We start from the raw sequence: 15,753 nt of genomic DNA, 5'->3' as shown, positions 1-15,753 counted from the left end.
GGCGCCCCTTGGCGCCCGTTTTCGTTCTGGTGTCCACCACCTCAGCTACCACCACGCCCTTTTGATCGCAGGGAACATACCCAACACAAGGCGGGGATGACCTCAGCAGCGGATCGTTTTCACAATACCCAAGGGCGTGCACTGGCCTGCCCCCCATGTGGAACACCGCCTCACCCTCCCCCGCACCGCCGGAACAAGCGATCAACCACCGGTGCGAGCAGAATGACGAGAACGATGCGCAGCAGGTGATGGCAGATCACATAGGTGAGATTGCCGCCGGCCATGATCGCAATCACCACCATCTCCGCCTGCCCGCCCGGCAGGAAAGCCAGAAACGCATCAATCGCCGGCGCTGTTCCGGTCAGATAGATCAGTTCGATGAACACCAGACTGATCCCCGCCAGGATCAGCGCATAGACAAAGCCGGCAAGCACGTCGACCTTCAGTTCGCGCAAGGTGATGCCGGTGTATTTCGCTCCCACCGCGATACCGATGAAGAACTGCACCGCCCAGATGATCTCTGCCGGTGGCCGCTCGGTGATCAGGCCGGACAGCGAGAAGATCGCCGTCAGGATCATGGGGCCGAGGATGGACGCGCCGAACAAGCCGACCCGCTCGGCAATCTTCCAGCCGCCAACGCCGCAAACCAGCATTAGGGCAAGCTGCATGGGGTCCGCCTCCAGCAAGGGACGGCCCGGCGCTGCGGTCAGATCGGCATTCCAGACAAGCGTCATCAGGATGGGCGCTGCGGTCACCACCACCAGGACACGGGTCGCATGGATCAGCGACAGGGCCCGGACATCGCCGCCCGCCTCTTCGCCGAACACCAGCATGTCCTGCAAGCCGCCGGGCATGGCCGCATACCACGCCGTCGGGTGGTTCATCTTGAAGCCGAAGCGGAACAGCGGATAGCCGATCACGGCGATCACCGCGATGAACAGCGGCACGAACACCAGCGATCCGGCCATCGCCGGTAGTTCACTGACAATATCCGGCGTGATCGAGGCGCCGACGGCGACACCCAGGAAGGTGCGCATGAAGGTACCGAAGGTGCCGGCCGTCGCCATTCTGGCCCCGAACAGCGCCGCCACCAGACAGGCCATCAGCGGACCCAGCAACAGGGGCAGCGGCAGGCCGGCAAGGATGAAGACAAGCGCACCGATCCCGGCCACCGCAAATGTCGTCACCCGCGCCTTGACGAGATCAGACACGGACGTCCGCCTCTTCCAGCAGCACCGCCCACTGAGCCCCGTGCATGTCGCGGTCGTCGCGGCTGCCCTGCACCACGGGACGCGGCAGTGAGAATTTGATGACCGAAAGGTCCTCGATGTCGAACCGCTTCAGATGCTGCGGTTCGACACGGTAAAGCGCGGCAACCTCGCCTGTCGCCAGCGCCGGCACAACCTTGGCATAGACCTCGGGCGATCCGCAGAACACATCAACGGTGACCCAGAAGGGGCCAGCGTTCTTCGAGCGGACCTTCAGCACCACATCACCGAGCCGGGCCATGGGCAACCTCCGTAACGACAAGGCGGAAGGCCGACATCGGGTCGTCCAGTTCCATCACATGATTAAGGGCGAATTCGTAGAGCGCGCCCCGGTCGGATTGGGCCGGCGAATAGGGGAACGCGAAAGTCGGCAGTTCCTCATGGTCAGTCAGCGGATAATGCAGCACGAAGGGATTGATCAGCTTGCCGATCTCGGCCGCTTCCGCCTGGCTGGACGCTGTCACGATCCCCAGCACCCCGACTTCGACCGGATCGCCAACCCGGTTCTCCTGCGATCCCAGCGCGCCATCAACGCCGATCAGGCGGAATTCCAGCGTATAGGCCTCGCCCGGCTCAAGTCCCATGCGGCTGCGGATCTCGCCTTCGAGGAAAGCCGACAGGCGCTCGACCCAGGCCCTCGCGCCCTTGACGTAACGCTCGTTGCGCAGGATCGCGAGGATCGTCGTCTGGTAGCCGGAGACACGCGCCCCTTCGAGCTTCACCGTATAGGTGCCCTTGACCCAGCGCGAGCCCTCGACCCGCACCCGCCGTTCGTCAAGCGCGCTGTAGCGTGCCCCGCGCACGTCGAGATAGCCGCCCGGTTCATAGAGCTGATAGGGATCGGAATTCTCATAGAGCATATGTGCCGACACGGAATGCGGCGTGCAGGCGGCGGTTTCGGCCAGCGGCTCGACCGTGAAACCGTCCGCATCAAAGTCGACCTGGATGACCCCCGACGTCGGATAAGTGGAGCAGAGCGCGCCGCATTCGGCGATCTTTGCCCCATGCCAGGCCCCGCCCGGATGGTCGCCGCGCAGGAGCGGCAGCGCTGAGATGGTGGCCGTGTCCGTCGTCCGGCCGGCAATGACGATATCAGCCCCCGTTGCCAGCGCCGCCTGAACCTGTTCGGCACCGGCCAGGGCAACGATATTGGCAAGGCCGGCGATCTTCTCGGCCGAGATGGGCGGGGCCGGGTCCAGCGGCCGGATCCGTCCGGTCGCCAGCGCCGCGATCACCCGCTCCGCCGGCTGGCTGGAGTAAAGCCGCGCGATCTTGAGGCTCTGGCCCAATTCCTCGGCCAGTTCCAGCGTGATGTCATACATCCAGTCCACGGTGGCATCCGCGCCGCAGGTGCCAGCCGTGCCGATCACCAGCGGCACGCCGGCCTCCGCCCGGGCGCGCATCAGGTCGCGCCACTCGGACTTTGTCGCCGCGCGGGAGTATTTGGAAACGCCGGCGCCCAGCGAGAACGGACCGCTGTCGGTCGAGCCACCGTCGATGCAGATAATGTCAGGCCGGTTGGCAACACCGCGCTGGAGCGCCTGTCGGTCGAAGCCAAGGCCAAGCACCCCGGAGGGCACCAGAACGCGTGTGGGCATGAAATTTGTCCCCGAAGGTACGGCTGGCCCCGCCAGCGAAGGGTGAGACAACCGGTTTGACACAAGGACGGATCCGGGGCCAGCCCCGGATCCGCAGACCAGAAGGGCTGGTGTCAGTCCTTGTCGGCGATGTGATCCGCCATGTGCTCGGCAGCAAAAGCCGGCGTCTTTGGCTTTTTCAGCAAGTGCCGCAGGAACATCGGAGCGACAAAGCCAAGCACGGCTGCCGTCCACAGCCCGATCGAGATGCCTGAAGAGAACAGATAGGTCCAGTCCCCATCCGACAGCACCATCGCCCGCCGCAGGCTGTCTTCCATGTGATTGCCCAGCAGGATGCCAAGGATCACCGGCACGGTCGGGATGTCGAGCTTGCGCAGCACATAGCCGAGCACGCCGAAGGCGACCATCATCAGCATGTCGAAGGACGAACCGGTGAGCGAGAAGATGCCGACGAAGGCGATCATGGTGATCCCCGGCAGCAGGATATAGCCCGGCACCGACAGGATATAGACGAACACCCGCACCATCGGAATATTCATGACCAGCAGGACGATGTTGGCGATGAACAGCGATGCGATCAGACCCCAGACGATTTCCGGCCGCTCGGTGAAGAGCAGCGGACCCGGCGTGATGTTGAGCGTCAGCAACAGCGCCAGCAGCACGGCGGTCGTACCAGAGCCTGGAACGCCCAAGGTCAGCATCGGGATCAGCGCGCCGCCGGCGGCCGCATTGTTGCCAGCCTCGGGAGCGGCCACGCCGCGCGGATTGCCCTTGCCGAACGTGTCCTTGTCCTTGGCAATGGCTTTCTCGCCGGCATAGGCGAGGAACGATCCGAGCGACGCGCCGGCGCCGGGCAGCACACCGGCAATGAAGCCGATGAGCGTGGCGCGCAACATTGTCCAGCGCGTGGCAACGAGGTCCTTCCACGGCATCGTCAACTTGCCGAGCTTGACGCCGATGGCGCTGTTCTTGCCGTGGCTCTCGATGAAGAAGAACACTTCCGCGACCGCGAACAGGCCGACAATCGCGACCAGGAAGTCGATGCCGTCGAACAGATGCATGTTGCCGAAGGTGAAGCGCGGCATGCCGGTGGTCTGGTCGAGCCCGACCATGGCCAGCGCGAGCCCTAGCGCGGCCGCCATGGCCGCCTTCGCCTGGTTGTTCGAGCCGAGGCCACCGAGGGTACAGAACGCCAGCATGTAGAGGGCGAAGTACTCCGCCGGTCCGAACTGGTAGGCGACGCGGGCCAGCAGCGGTGCCATGAGGGCGAGGCCGACGGTCGCCAGGAACGCGCCGACAAAGGAGGCAACCGCCGAGATGGCCAGCGCGTCCCCTGCCCGGCCCTGCTTGGCCATCGGGTAGCCGTCGAGCGTCGTCATCATCGCCGGCTCGTCGCCGGGAATGTTGAGCAGGATCGACGAGATGCGCCCGCCATACATGCAGCCATAGTAGACAGCCGTCAGCAGGACTAGCGCCGACATGGCGTCAAGCCCAAGCGTGAAGGAGATCGGGATCATCAGGGCGACGCCATTCGACGGCCCAAGCCCCGGCAGGGCTCCGATGATGGTTCCGAGGAAACAGCCGACAATCGCCAGGAACAGCGTCGTCGGTGTCAGCGCAATGGAAAACCCAAGCGCAAGATTCGACAGGATATCCATGAGGTCTCCTTAGCCCATCAGGGCGCGCGGCAGCGCTACGAGGCCGAGGCCGAGGGCATATTTGAAGACAACGAACAGGCCGACGCCAAGACCGATGCCGGTCAGGGCCGCCGGTAGGGGGCGCGGCGAAATCTGGTAGCTCAGCAGACCGGCGGCGATCATGGTCGGCACGATGAAGCCGAGCGGTCGCACGGACATGGCATAAAGGATCAGCACCGCCAGCGTCAGGGCCAGCTTTGCCAGCATCGCCGAACGGGGCCAGTCCGCATCCGGATCCGGCTGCAGCAGCATGGCAACCGCCGAAACCAGGATCACGCCGCCAATGATGTAGGGAAACACCCTCGGACCGATCGGGTCGGAGAGAAAGCTGGTCTCGATGCCCGCGGCGCTGAGGAGATACCCCAGCGCCGCAAAGATCATGACCAGACCAAAGATCCGGTCGCCACGCATTATTTGATGATCCCGATCTCGCGAGAAATGGTCTGGATTTCGGCAATGTTCTCGCCGACCCACTTTTCGAAGTCGTCGCCGATCAGCGTGTAGGGTGCCAGGCCGTTGTCGGTCATCACCTTCTGCCACTGTGCCGATTCAGCGACCTTCTTCAGGCCATCCGACCATTTGGCAAAGTCAGCATCGGAAATATCCTTCGGGACATAGAAGCCGCGCCAATTGACGGCGACCATGTCGATGCCCTGTTCCTTGGCCGTCGGAATGTCCGGGAAAGCTGCAACGCGTTCATCGGCCAGAACCGCAACCGCCCGGACATCGCCCGACTTGATGAAGCCGCTGATTTCCGAGATGTCGCCGGTCATGGCCGCCGTGAAGCCGCCAACCGTCTGGGTGATCGCATCAGCGCCGCCGTCAACGCCGATGTACTTGATCGCGCGGGCCTCGGTGAAGCCGGCACGGTCCATCAGCATCAGGACCTTGAGGTGGTCGAAGCCACCCACCGCCGAGCCGCCGGCAAAGGCCACCTTGCTCGGATTGGCCTTCACGGCATCCACCAGTTCGGCGAGCGACTTGTAGGGGCTGTCCTTGGCGACAACGATCACGCCCGGATCGCCGCCAAGCGTCCCCAGCCAGCGGACCTGATCCGCCGTCATGCCGGAAAACGCGTTCTGGGCCAGACGGGTGGTGGTGGCGGACGAAGCCGCGATGATCACATCCGCATCGGACCCACGCTCACCAACGACATGGCCATAGGCAACGCCGCCACCGGCGCCGGCCATGTTGGTCACCTGCACCGGATTCGGCACGACGCCGATCTCATGCATGATCTGGCCAACCTGACGGCAGGTGAAATCCCAGCCGCCGCCCGGGTTTGCCGGCGCGATGCATTCGGTTGCCGATGCGCTGGCGGACAGGCCTGCGACAAGCGCCGCGCCAAGCGCGAACGCCTTGAAAGTCGTTTTCATCCCTGGTTCTCCTCCCTGGGGAATGGATATGGCGCACGGGCTCCTCAGCCCCTTGCGTCCGCCATTCATTTGCGGGAAACCTGACACAAACCTGTCACAGGCTTTAACAACGGGTAGGACCTTGCGCTTTCTTCTGATCGAAGACCACGAAGACCTCGGCCGTTCCGTTCAGGAACGCCTGATGCTGGAAGGTCATGCCGTTGATCTTGCTCAGACTTTGGCCCAGGCTCGCGAGTTCCAGCAGGCAGCGGCCTATGACCTGGTGCTGCTCGACATCATGCTGCCCGACGGCGATGGCCGCGTCTTCCTGACGAGCCAGCGCGAGGCCGGCAACACCACGCCGGTGATCGTCATGACCGCCCGCGCCGCCATCAGCGACAGGGTTGGCACGCTGGACATGGGCGCGGATGATTACATTACCAAGCCTTTCGACTATGCCGAGCTGGAAGCCCGCTGCCGCGCCATCCTACGCCGTCGCGGCGGCGTTGCCGACACCCGTCACCGCCATGCGGACGTTACCTTCGATCCGCTCGCTGGCACCATCGAGGTCAACGGCGAGACCCGGGAACTGCGCAGCCGGGAACTGCGCTTGCTGGAGGTTTTCCTCGGGGCGCCGGGGCGGATCCTGTCCAAGGATCACCTCTGCGACCGATTGTTCTCCTTCTCCGAACCGGTCAGCGACAACGCCATCGAGGTCTATGTCGGCCGCCTGCGCAAGAAGCTGGCCGGCAGCCGCCTGCGTATCGACACGATGCGCGGCCTCGGCTACCGGCTGAGCGAGACATGACAACGGCCCGTGTCGCCCCGTCCCTGCGCCGCCGGCTGGTGATCCGCCTGCTGGCTATCGCCGGCATTCTCGCTGTCATCCTGTTTGTCGCTGTCCGCTTCAGCGCCGAGACCGCTTCGGAGGCCACCCTCGACGCTGTCCTCGGCGTTGCCACCGCCTCCATTGCCGATGACTTGCGCAGCGGCGAAAGCGGCGCACGGGTCAGCCTGCCGCCAGAAACCTTCTCGATGCTGGCCGCCATGGGTGAGGAACGGGTTTTCTACCGGATCCTGATCGGCGAGACGACGCTGACCGGATACGCCGACCTGCCCCTGCCCCGCGACACCCCGACCGCCGTCGCGCCGGTGTTCTATTCACGCAGCTACCGGGAGGCGGACCTGCGTCTGGCTGCTGTCTCGCGCAGCCTCATCATCGACGGCCTGCCCGTCACCGCGCTGGTGATTGTCGGCCAGACGCGCGAGGGCCAGCGTGTCATCGCCCAGCAGTTGGCCAACCGCGCCGCCGTGCTGGGTCTTCTCGTGTTCCTGTTGGCAATTCCGGCCAGCCTCGTCGCCGCCACCAGCCTGCTGCGCCCGCTTGACCGATTGGCAGAGGCTATGGCACGGCGCGGCCCGCGCGATCTCCGACCTGTGCGCCATCCCGTGCCGGAAGAACTGGCGCCGCTGATCGGCGCTCTCAACAGTTTCATCGCCCGGCTCAAGTCCACCCTCGCCCAGACCGAGACCTTCATCGCCGAGGCTGCGCATCACATCCGCACTCCCTTGGCCACCTTGCGCAGTGAAGTCGAACTCGCGCTGCGCCTTGCCAAAGACGAGCCGATGCGCCAGCGCCTGCGCCGCCTGCTGCGCACTGTCGATGAAGGCTCCCGTTCGGCTGGACAGTTGCTGGACCACGCCACCGTCCTCTATCGCGCCGAGCAACAGGCCTTCGCCCGGGTCGACCTTGGCCAGTTGGCGCGCGGCCTCGTGGATCGCTACCGCACCACGGCGGATCTCAAGGACATCCGGCTCCACCTCGACAAGCCGGCCGGTCCCCTGGTGGTCTCCGGCGACGCGGTGCTGATGGAAGCCGCCCTGCGCAACCTGATCGACAATGCGATCAAATATTCATCCGACGAAGCCGACATCCACATTACCCTTTCGGTCACCACGGACACGGCCACGTTCCGCTGCCTGGATCAGGGCCGCGGATTGGACGGGGCAATTGCCGACGATCTGCGCATCCGCTTTCAGCGGGGCAGCAATGTGGAGGACGTGGTCGGCTCCGGGCTCGGCCTGACAATCGTTGCCGAAGCCGTCGAGGCCATGGGCGGCAGCTTCAGCCTTGAGGCCCGGCCATCCGGAGGCGCGGCAGCAACCCTGGTCCTGCCCCTTGCCCAGAGCGAAGATCGCCCATCGGATACACCGCCAGGACCAGCCGCCCCGAATGCACAGGACATGCCATGACCCACTCTCCCGGCCTGGCCCCGGCACGGCGCGTGCCCTATCTGCGTCAGATCGCCCGCTGCCGCCCTGTCCGGCGGTTCATCCTCCTGGTGCTGCTGCTGGTTTCGGCGTGTTTGCCCGGGTCGCCCACCCGCGCCTTCGAGATCGAGGCCGAACGCCTGTTTGGCAAACCGGATGCCACGATCCGCATCCGGGTGCTGTCGACCACGGATATCGCCGTCTTCGCCCCTGTCCTCGACGGCTTCATTGCGGCTCGGCCGGATATATCCGTCGCCTATGTCATGGCTTCAAGCCAGGAGGTATTCAACGCGATTGACCGGGAAAAGGCGCCCTTCGACGTGGTAATTTCATCGGCCATGGACCTGCAGATGAAACTTGCCAATGATGGCCGCGCCAGACCGCTGCCCGATGGCATTCTGTCCGGGCGTCCGGCCTGGGCCAGATGGCGGGACACGCTGGTGGCGGTGGCGCAGGAGCCGGCGGTGCTGCTGATTGCCCGCGACGCGCTTGACGGCGGACTACCGGTGCCGCGCAGCCGGCGCGATGTGATTGCCCTGCTGCGCGACAACGCGGAACGCTTTCGCGGCCGCATCGGCACCTATGACCCCAAGATCTCAGGCGCCGGCTATCTTTTCGCCACCCAGGACGCAAGGCTCAGCGAGACGTTCTGGCGCCTTGCCGAAGTCATGGGCCGCCTTGACGCCAGGCTCTACTGTTGTTCGGTCAACATGATCGAGGCGATGCTGAACGGCGAACTGCTGCTGGCCTACAATGTCCTGGGCAGCTACAGCCGCAAGGATGACCTTTACCGCGACAAGATCATCCTCGTGGAACCTGAGGATTTCACAGTCACTCTGCTGCGCACGGCGCTGATCCCGCAGGAAGCCCAACGGCCGGCGGAAGGCGGGGCCTTTCTCGCCTATCTCCTGTCACCCGTTGGTCAGTCCCTGGTGCTGGAGGCTGCCGGCCTGCCGCTGATCGATCCGCGCGTCTATGCGGAGAAGCCGCATCTGCGGCCAATCCGGCTCGATCCAGGACTGCTGGCCCAACTCGACAACCTGACGCGCCAGGGTTTTCTGGACGAATGGCAGGCCGCGATGGATCAACCCTGAGCAGGACGGCTTACGACATCAGCATCAGATAGATGATGATGAACAGCGGCGGAACTTCGAGGAAGGCGTCGCCGAACAGGAACACCTTCAGAAAGAAGAACAGGAAAGCCCCGTAAAGCGCCATGGCAAAAGGCATAAGAAAGCCAGGCGTTATTGGCGCGACCAGCGCAAGCAGTGGATCAGTCACTTTACGCAGCACGACGAAGAAGGTGATGTTCCGGTCGGAACCGACAACGAATTCCAGCACACCGCGCGAAAACAGAAACGCGGCGATGGCGGTCAAGGCATAGGTCCCGCCGAGCAGGACCGCCACTTCCGCCGGCATTCCGCCAAGCAGGAACGTGACGATGGCCATGACATAGGTCCCGGCCAGAATGAAGATGCCAGTAATGGCCGACCCCTGCTGCATCTGAAATTCCCTTGGAGTTAAAAAAGCGACGGGCGCAGGACCATGAAGATCCTGCGCCCGATCTATAGCGGCAAACTCAGTGCCCGGCGACCATCATCGTGCCACCTTTCGGCAGCCGCAGGCGGTCGACGAAGTCCTGCATCTCCTGGCTTGGAGCCGGGGTCACCAGCGACACCACATAGGTGACGAGGAAGGCAACCGGAACGCCGAAGATGCCGGCCGAGATCGCCTTGACGCCGAACCACGAGATCTCGTCGCCCGTACCCTTGACGAAGTCGAAGCCGTACACGTTGCCAATCAGGTAGTACATGGTGATGCCGAAGCCGGCGATCATGCCCATGATGCCACCCATGTTCGTTGCACGCTTCCACCAGACACCCATTACCAGCGGCGCGAACAGACCCGCAGCGGCGATGGAGAAGGCCCAGGCCACCATCGACAGGATGTCGGACGGCTTGGTGCGGGCAAGGAACGCAGCCGCAAGAGCGACGACGACCAGCAGGATCTTCGAGATCATCAGGCGGCGCTTGGCGTCGGCCTTCGGATCGATCATGCGGTAATAGACGTCATGCGACAGGGCATTGGCGATGGCGAGCAACAGCCCGTCAGCGGTCGACAGCGCAGCCGCAAAGCCACCCGCACCGACGAGACCGACAACCCAGATCGGCATACCGGCGATCGACGGGGTCGACAGCACGATCATGTCGTTGTTGAGCCGCAGTTCGGCGTAGGGGAAGCCACCGGCAAGACCCTTGGCCTCACACGCAGCCGTAATGGCTTCGATCGTCTCGGCCTTGACGCCGCAGATCGTCACCAGCTGATGGCCAGCGATGGAGCCCCAGTCGAGCATCCATTGCGGGATTGCCGAGAAGGCGAGCAGGTTGCCTTCCGCGCCTGCGAACAGGCCCATCAGGTTCATCTTCGAGAAGGCTGCATAGGCCGGGGCCGTGAAATACAGCAGGAAGATGAACAGCAGCGACCAGCCCACCGACTTGCGGGCCTCACGAACCGTCGGGGTCGTGAAGAAACGCATGAGGATGTGCGGAAGCGAAGCCGTGCCGACCATCAGACAGAAGATCAGCGAGAAGAAGTCGAGCGGCGTGTAGGTCTGGAACGGTGCGACATAAGACTTCGCAATGCCCAGAACCTGCTCGTACTCGGCGATCTTCGACAGGGCGCCGCCATAGGTGAGCTGCGGCAGCGGAATGCCGAAGGTCACGGTCGACATCCAGATCGCCGGAAGCAGATAGGCGACGATCAGAACGATGTACTGTGCCACCTGCGTCCAGGTCACGGCCTTCATGCCACCCAGCATCGAGCAAACGAGAATGCCTGCAAGACCGGCGAAGACCGCGATACCGAAATCGATACCGAGGAACTGCGAGGCAATGATGCCCGAGGCATAGACCTGTGCGGTGATGTAGGTGAAGGAGCAGGCGAACAGCACGATGATGCCCACCAGGCGCGCCGTGTTGCCGCCGTAGCGGGTGCCGAGGAAATCCGGAACCGTGTAGGCGCCAAACTTGCGCAGATACGGTGCCAGGAGCACTGCTACCAGCACGTAGCCGCCCGTCCAGCCCAGCACGAAGGCGAGGCCGTCATAGCCCAGTGCGAACAGCGTGCCCGCCATGCCGACGAAGCTGGCACCGGACATCCAGTCCGCACCGGTCGCCATGCCATTGTAGATCGCCGGAACCGAGCGGCCGGCGACGTAATATTCGGAGACCTGCGCGGTGCGCGACATGATGCCGATGAAGGCATAGATGCCGATGGTCGCAGCCATGTAGGCCCACATGATGATACGATCCGGGACGCCCAGCATCTCGAAGATCGCCATAAGAACGACAAACACTGCAAACCCGCCAACATAGACCGTATAGATCTTGCCGAGGTTGTCAGTGAAGTCCCCTTTCATACTCATTGCCATCTGGGATCCCCTCAGTCTTCGGCTACGCCGAATTCTTCATCAATGGCGTTCTGCCGGCTCGAGAACCAGAAGATCAGCACGACGAAGATGATTAGCGAGCCCTGCGCGGCCATGTAGTAGCCGAGCGGGAAGCCCAGGATGACGACGCCATTCAGCGACGTGACGAACATATGGATGAAGAAGCTGAACACAGCCCAGACAGCAAGCGTAGTCCACATCAGACTACTCGTCTTACGCCAGTGCGCCTCCGCAACTTCCGGTGGCAGTTTGTCGGTCAAGGTCATTCCTCCCGTTGGAGCACCTCGGCCGCTGGACCCGCCGCACCCCCTTACCTGGCGCGCCGTCTCCTGCCTCCCCGCAATATTCATGAACCGGCAAAACACGGATGTCCCTGCTTCGCACAGCAACATAAAATATATTGCGTTGCCGAGATACTTGCGGGATTAGAATATTCCCTTCAAACTGCATAAGGGAAGTTATCCTAAAGACTAATCGGGCAGCCAAAACAAGGCAATGTCCTAAGGGAGCGGAAGCAAGTGCTTGACTTCATTGGATCTATCATGCCGAAACGGCGCCGTTCCGACTGGACTTCCGCAGTAGAAACGATCCGTGCAGGTGCAGCCTTCCTCGCCCAGGGCTCCAGCTACTCCTACTTGCGCGCCCGCACTTTGCTCGCCGGACCGAAACTGTTCAAGGACGAGGGATTCGGATTTGCCCTGCAGATCTGCAAATGGGAGGGGTTTGCTGTTGCAGCGCAGGATCTGATCCTGATCATGGAAACCGAAATGCGGGAGAACCTTCCCGACGATCCACGCATCCGGGCCGCCGGATTGCTGCAGCTCTATCGGGATGTCCTGGCTGCTGAAGAGATGCCCGAGCACCGCAAGGATCGCGGCTGGGACGATGCCATCGCCGAATTCGAGGCACGGTTGCCGGTGTTCATGGAACGGGCGCCGCTGAAACCGGATGCCATCTGTACCGCCACAGCCCTGCGGCTATTGGACCACGCGCCCATCACTGATGATGTTCGCGAGGCCGACAAGATGATGGTTCTGAACAACGTTGCCTTCCGCTTCATCGACTATCAGGCGACCTTGCGCAAGCGGCTCGACCTTGTCGGCTTTGCCCGCGAGCTCTCTGAAAAGATGGACGTTGCAGCTTGAAGCGGATCCCGCTCTCTGCCCCGGCGCTTGGCGGCCTGACACCGCTGATCGCGCTTGATGTCGTGGTCCTCGACACCGAGACCACCGGCCTCGACATCCGCAAGGACCGAATTGTCCAGATCGGGGCCGTGCGCATGTATGGGCGGGAGATCCTGGCCAGCGAGGTCTTTAATGTGCTGGTCGATCCACAGATGCCGATCCCGGCAGTGGCGCAGCGCATTCACGGGCTCGGTGATGCCGATGTCACCGGCCAGAGAACGATTGCCGAGATCCTGCCGGAACTGGCCGCCTTCATCGGCGGCGCCGTGGTGGTGGGGCATTCGATCCATTTCGACCTGGCGATCCTGCGCCACGAGGCGGAACGCACCGGGACAAACTGGAAGGACCCGCTCGCCCTCGACGTGGCCCTGATGGTTGCCGGGCTCGATCCGGCCCTGGTTGACACCTCGCTTGACAGTCTCGCCCTCAGCCTCGGCATCGACATCAAGGGCCGCCACACGGCGCTTGGCGACGCCATCGCCACCGCCGAAGTCTATGTCGGCCTGCAGCCGCGCCTGATCTCAAAAGGCATCCGCACCCTGGCGGAAGCTGAGAACCTCTGCCGCAAGCCCGCCGGACTGATCGCCCGCCAGGAGGAAGCCGGGTGGTTCAATCGGCCGAAGGACAAGCGCGATTTCGCCCAGGCGGTGTTGCGCAGCGGCGCCCGCAAGGCCATCGACAGCTATCTCTATCGCAACCGCCTGTCGGATGTCATGAGCAGTCCGCCAATCAGCCTGCCGCAGTCCGCGCAGCTGTCGGCCGCAGCTTCCCTCATGGCCGAACGGGGCATTGGCTGCCTGATCATCGACCGGGACGGCGAGGACCCGGGCATCCTGACCGAGCGTGATGTCCTCCATGCGCTGGCCCGTTCCGGGGCCGGTGCTCCGGACATTCTTATCGGCAGCTTGATGAGCGCGCCCGTCATTTCAGCGCCGGCCGACACGTTCCTCTACCGTGCCCTCGGCCTGATGGCCCGGCGCAACCTGCGCTATCTCGGCGTCACCGATGGCGGCGGCCGCGTCACGGGCGTCTTTACCCTGCGCACACTCTTGCGCGAACGGGCTCTGGCAACCCTGACCGTCGGCGACGAAATCGCCGCCGCAACCCGCCCGCGCGATTTGGCCAAGGTCCAGTCCGCCCTGCCCGCGCTGGCCAGCGGCTTGCTGGACGACGGCCAGGATGCACGCAGCGTCTGCGCCATCATCGCGGCGGAAGGCAAGGCCATGACGGCACGTGCGGCCGAACTGGCCGAAGCAGAGCTGCTTGCCGCTGGCGCCGGTCCAGCCCCCGCCGACTATGCCCTTCTCGTCCTCGGCTCGGGTGGACGCGGCGAAAGCATGCTGGCGGCAGACCAGGACAATGCGCTGGTGATCGATGATTCCTACCCCGGTGATCTCGACAGCGCCGACGACTGGTTCACGCGGTTTGCCGCCCGGATCAACGAGATCCTGGACCGCGCCGGCATTCCTTTATGCTCCGGCGGCGTCATGGCCCGCAACCGGCCCTGGCGGCGCAGGCTGGCGGAGTGGGAAGGTCAATTGGCAGACTGGGCCAGCCACCCTTCCCCCCAGGCGCTGCTCAATGTCGACATTTTCTATGATTTCACCCCGGCGCATGTGTCCGGCAGTGGTGGTGCCCGCCTCGCGGAAGCCCTGCGTGTCCACGCCATGGACACCGCGCGCGGATCTCTTGGCATGCTGCGGGCGCTCGGTGAAACCGCCGCCAGCCATGGCCCGCCGCTGGGCCTGTTCGGCCGCATCCGCAAGGATGATCAGGGCCGGGTCGACCTGAAGGCTGGCGGCCTTCTGCCGCTTGTTGCGGGTGCCCGCACCATAGCTCTGCGCTATGGCATTACTGATCTGGCAACCCCGCGCCGCCTTGTGGCCGCGGCAAGCGCCGCGCACCGGTCTGAGACCGATGCCGATCTTCTCGCCAATATCCATGGCTTCCTGATCCGCCTCATCCTGACGCAGCAGATCGCTGATCTTCAGGCGGGCATTCCGCCAACCAACAGGGTGGAGGTCAACCGGCTGAGCCACCGCGACCAGGACGAACTGCGCGAGGCCCTCGGCCGCATCGACCTGATGTCCCATATGCTGCGGGACATCCTGCAAGGCATCTGACATCGCATCCGTGTCAGCGCCGAATTGAAACCGACATGAATCCCGGCTAACACCGTGTCGGTTTCAGCCGGGCTACCCGGTCATGCCGTTTGCGACCGGCCACGCGGGTGCGGGCGACAGGGCCGACCGGCCCTACGTAGCCCTTCCGACCACCCGGTGCCCCGGTCCAGCGTTCAGGATTTTGACATGAAGATTGCGATGATCGGCTCCGGCTATGTGGGCCTGGTTTCTGGCGCCTGCCTTGCGGATTTCGGCCATGAAGTGACCTGTGTCGACAAGGCCGTCGACAAGATCGAGGCGCTGAAGCGCGGCGAAATCCCGATCTTCGAGCCGGGTCTCGACCAGCTGGTCGCCACCAACGTCAAGGCCGGGCGCCTGTCCTTCACCACCGATCTTTCCGGCCCCGTCGGTGACGCCGATGTGGTGTTCATCGCCGTCGGCACCCCGTCGCGGCGCGGCGATGGCCATGCGGACCTGTCCTATGTCTATGGCTGCGCCCGCGAGATCGCCGCCGCCGTCGAGGGCTTCACCGTCGTCGTCACCAAGTCGACCGTGCCGGTCGGCACCGGCGACGAGGTCGAGCGCATCATCCGCGACACCAACCCGGATGCCGATGTGGTCGTCGTCTCCAACCCGGAGTTCCTGCGCGAAGGCGCGGCCATCGGCGACTTCAAGCGCCCGGACCGCATCGTCATCGGCATCGAGGACGAGCGCGCCCGCGAGCCGATGACCGAGGTCTACCGCCCGCTCTATCTCAACCAGGCCCCCCTGCTCTTCACCGCAAGGCGCACGTCGGAGCTGATCAAATA

At 63.9% G+C, this 15,753-nt stretch carries 15 protein-coding genes; 6 read left to right on the top strand and 9 right to left on the bottom strand.

The features are described from left to right. Window positions 1-170 precede the first annotated feature (170 nt). From ACTIFE_RS19715 to ACTIFE_RS19690, 6 genes are all read right to left on the bottom strand, one after another. On the bottom strand, window positions 171-1,211 hold the full coding sequence (locus ACTIFE_RS19715; protein ID WP_439530849.1) for an AbrB family transcriptional regulator: 1,041 nt from the start codon (window positions 1,209-1,211) through the stop codon (window positions 171-173). Then, window positions 1,204-1,509 (bottom strand): DUF4387 family protein, encoded by a 306-nt coding sequence (locus ACTIFE_RS19710; RefSeq protein ID WP_439530848.1) that lies wholly within the window; start codon window positions 1,507-1,509, stop codon window positions 1,204-1,206. The genes ACTIFE_RS19715 and ACTIFE_RS19710 overlap by 8 nt, the downstream gene beginning before the upstream one ends. Then, window positions 1,493-2,866: an acyclic terpene utilization AtuA family protein gene (locus ACTIFE_RS19705; RefSeq protein ID WP_439530847.1), complete on the bottom strand. Its 1,374-nt coding sequence runs from the start codon at window positions 2,864-2,866 to the stop codon at window positions 1,493-1,495. The genes ACTIFE_RS19710 and ACTIFE_RS19705 overlap by 17 nt, the downstream gene beginning before the upstream one ends. A 113-nt stretch (window positions 2,867-2,979) precedes the next feature. Next, window positions 2,980-4,524, bottom strand: a complete 1,545-nt coding sequence (locus ACTIFE_RS19700; RefSeq protein WP_439530846.1) for a tripartite tricarboxylate transporter permease — start codon at window positions 4,522-4,524, stop codon at window positions 2,980-2,982. A gap of 9 nt (window positions 4,525-4,533) precedes the next feature. Next, entirely contained in the window at window positions 4,534-4,974 is a 441-nt protein-coding gene (locus tag ACTIFE_RS19695) for a tripartite tricarboxylate transporter TctB family protein (RefSeq protein WP_439530845.1), read from the bottom strand. Then, on the bottom strand, window positions 4,974-5,939 hold the full coding sequence (locus ACTIFE_RS19690) for a Bug family tripartite tricarboxylate transporter substrate binding protein (protein WP_439530844.1): 966 nt from the start codon (window positions 5,937-5,939) through the stop codon (window positions 4,974-4,976). The genes ACTIFE_RS19695 and ACTIFE_RS19690 overlap by 1 nt, the downstream gene beginning before the upstream one ends. Before the next feature lie 121 nt (window positions 5,940-6,060). Between ACTIFE_RS19690 and ACTIFE_RS19685 the strand changes: the two genes are divergently transcribed. The 3 genes from ACTIFE_RS19685 to ACTIFE_RS19675 are packed head-to-tail and all read left to right on the top strand — an operon-like array spanning window position 6,061 to window position 9,283. Continuing rightward, complete coding sequence (locus ACTIFE_RS19685) at window positions 6,061-6,726, top strand: response regulator (RefSeq protein ID WP_439530843.1); 666 nt, start codon at window positions 6,061-6,063, stop codon at window positions 6,724-6,726. Continuing rightward, window positions 6,723-8,171, top strand: a complete 1,449-nt coding sequence (locus ACTIFE_RS19680; RefSeq protein WP_439530842.1) for a sensor histidine kinase N-terminal domain-containing protein — start codon at window positions 6,723-6,725, stop codon at window positions 8,169-8,171. Before ACTIFE_RS19685 ends, ACTIFE_RS19680 begins: the two co-directional genes overlap by 4 nt. Beyond that, entirely contained in the window at window positions 8,168-9,283 is a 1,116-nt protein-coding gene (locus ACTIFE_RS19675; RefSeq protein ID WP_439530841.1) for an ABC transporter substrate-binding protein, read from the top strand. Before ACTIFE_RS19680 ends, ACTIFE_RS19675 begins: the two co-directional genes overlap by 4 nt. A gap of 10 nt (window positions 9,284-9,293) precedes the next feature. On the opposite strand, the gene ACTIFE_RS19670 is transcribed toward ACTIFE_RS19675, so the two are convergent. From ACTIFE_RS19670 to ACTIFE_RS19660, 3 genes are all read right to left on the bottom strand, one after another. Beyond that, window positions 9,294-9,692 carry a hypothetical protein gene (locus ACTIFE_RS19670; RefSeq protein ID WP_439530840.1) on the bottom strand — a complete coding sequence of 133 codons (399 nt, stop codon included), beginning with the start codon at window positions 9,690-9,692 and terminating at the stop codon, window positions 9,294-9,296. A 76-nt stretch (window positions 9,693-9,768) separates the two neighbouring features. Next, window positions 9,769-11,619, bottom strand: coding sequence for a sodium:solute symporter family protein (locus ACTIFE_RS19665; protein ID WP_439530839.1), 1,851 nt, complete (start codon window positions 11,617-11,619; stop codon window positions 9,769-9,771). An 11-nt stretch (window positions 11,620-11,630) separates the two neighbouring features. Further along, entirely contained in the window at window positions 11,631-11,903 is a 273-nt protein-coding gene (locus tag ACTIFE_RS19660) for a DUF4212 domain-containing protein (RefSeq protein ID WP_439530838.1), read from the bottom strand. A 276-nt stretch (window positions 11,904-12,179) separates the two neighbouring features. Between ACTIFE_RS19660 and ACTIFE_RS19655 the strand changes: the two genes are divergently transcribed. The 3 genes from ACTIFE_RS19655 to ACTIFE_RS19645 form a co-directional block, all read left to right on the top strand. Continuing rightward, window positions 12,180-12,782 carry an esterase gene (locus ACTIFE_RS19655; RefSeq protein WP_439530837.1) on the top strand — a complete coding sequence of 201 codons (603 nt, stop codon included), beginning with the start codon at window positions 12,180-12,182 and terminating at the stop codon, window positions 12,780-12,782. After that, on the top strand, window positions 12,779-14,944 hold the full coding sequence (locus tag ACTIFE_RS19650; RefSeq protein ID WP_439530836.1) for a DUF294 nucleotidyltransferase-like domain-containing protein: 2,166 nt from the start codon (window positions 12,779-12,781) through the stop codon (window positions 14,942-14,944). The genes ACTIFE_RS19655 and ACTIFE_RS19650 overlap by 4 nt, the downstream gene beginning before the upstream one ends. Before the next feature lie 186 nt (window positions 14,945-15,130). Further along, window positions 15,131-15,753 (top strand): nucleotide sugar dehydrogenase (locus ACTIFE_RS19645; RefSeq protein WP_439530835.1); only part of this gene is annotated, 623 nt, incomplete at its 3' end.

Source organism: Pannonibacter sp. (assembly GCF_051860505.1).
In the GTDB taxonomy this organism is placed as follows: Bacteria; Pseudomonadota; Alphaproteobacteria; order Rhizobiales; family Stappiaceae; genus Pannonibacter.
This window is presented reverse-complemented; position numbering and strand designations above follow the sequence as displayed.

What these genes read in the sequence shown, in the direction of transcription:
- ACTIFE_RS19710 (WP_439530848.1), bottom strand. Translation starts at nt 1,509, where the DNA reads ATGGCCCGGCTCGGTGATGTGGTGCTGAAGGTCCGCTCGAAGAACGCT.
- ACTIFE_RS19705 (WP_439530847.1), bottom strand. Translation starts at nt 2,866, where the DNA reads ATGCCCACACGCGTTCTGGTGCCCTCCGGGGTGCTTGGCCTTGGCTTC.
- ACTIFE_RS19700 (WP_439530846.1), bottom strand. Translation starts at nt 4,524, where the DNA reads ATGGATATCCTGTCGAATCTTGCGCTTGGGTTTTCCATTGCGCTGACA.
- ACTIFE_RS19695 (WP_439530845.1), bottom strand. Translation starts at nt 4,974, where the DNA reads ATGCGTGGCGACCGGATCTTTGGTCTGGTCATGATCTTTGCGGCGCTG.
- ACTIFE_RS19690 (WP_439530844.1), bottom strand. Translation starts at nt 5,939, where the DNA reads ATGAAAACGACTTTCAAGGCGTTCGCGCTTGGCGCGGCGCTTGTCGCA.
- ACTIFE_RS19680 (WP_439530842.1), top strand. Translation starts at nt 6,723, where the DNA reads ATGACAACGGCCCGTGTCGCCCCGTCCCTGCGCCGCCGGCTGGTGATC.
- ACTIFE_RS19675 (WP_439530841.1), top strand. Translation starts at nt 8,168, where the DNA reads ATGACCCACTCTCCCGGCCTGGCCCCGGCACGGCGCGTGCCCTATCTG.
- ACTIFE_RS19670 (WP_439530840.1), bottom strand. Translation starts at nt 9,692, where the DNA reads ATGCAGCAGGGGTCGGCCATTACTGGCATCTTCATTCTGGCCGGGACC.
- ACTIFE_RS19665 (WP_439530839.1), bottom strand. Translation starts at nt 11,619, where the DNA reads ATGGCAATGAGTATGAAAGGGGACTTCACTGACAACCTCGGCAAGATC.
- ACTIFE_RS19660 (WP_439530838.1), bottom strand. Translation starts at nt 11,903, where the DNA reads ATGACCTTGACCGACAAACTGCCACCGGAAGTTGCGGAGGCGCACTGG.
- ACTIFE_RS19655 (WP_439530837.1), top strand. Translation starts at nt 12,180, where the DNA reads ATGCCGAAACGGCGCCGTTCCGACTGGACTTCCGCAGTAGAAACGATC.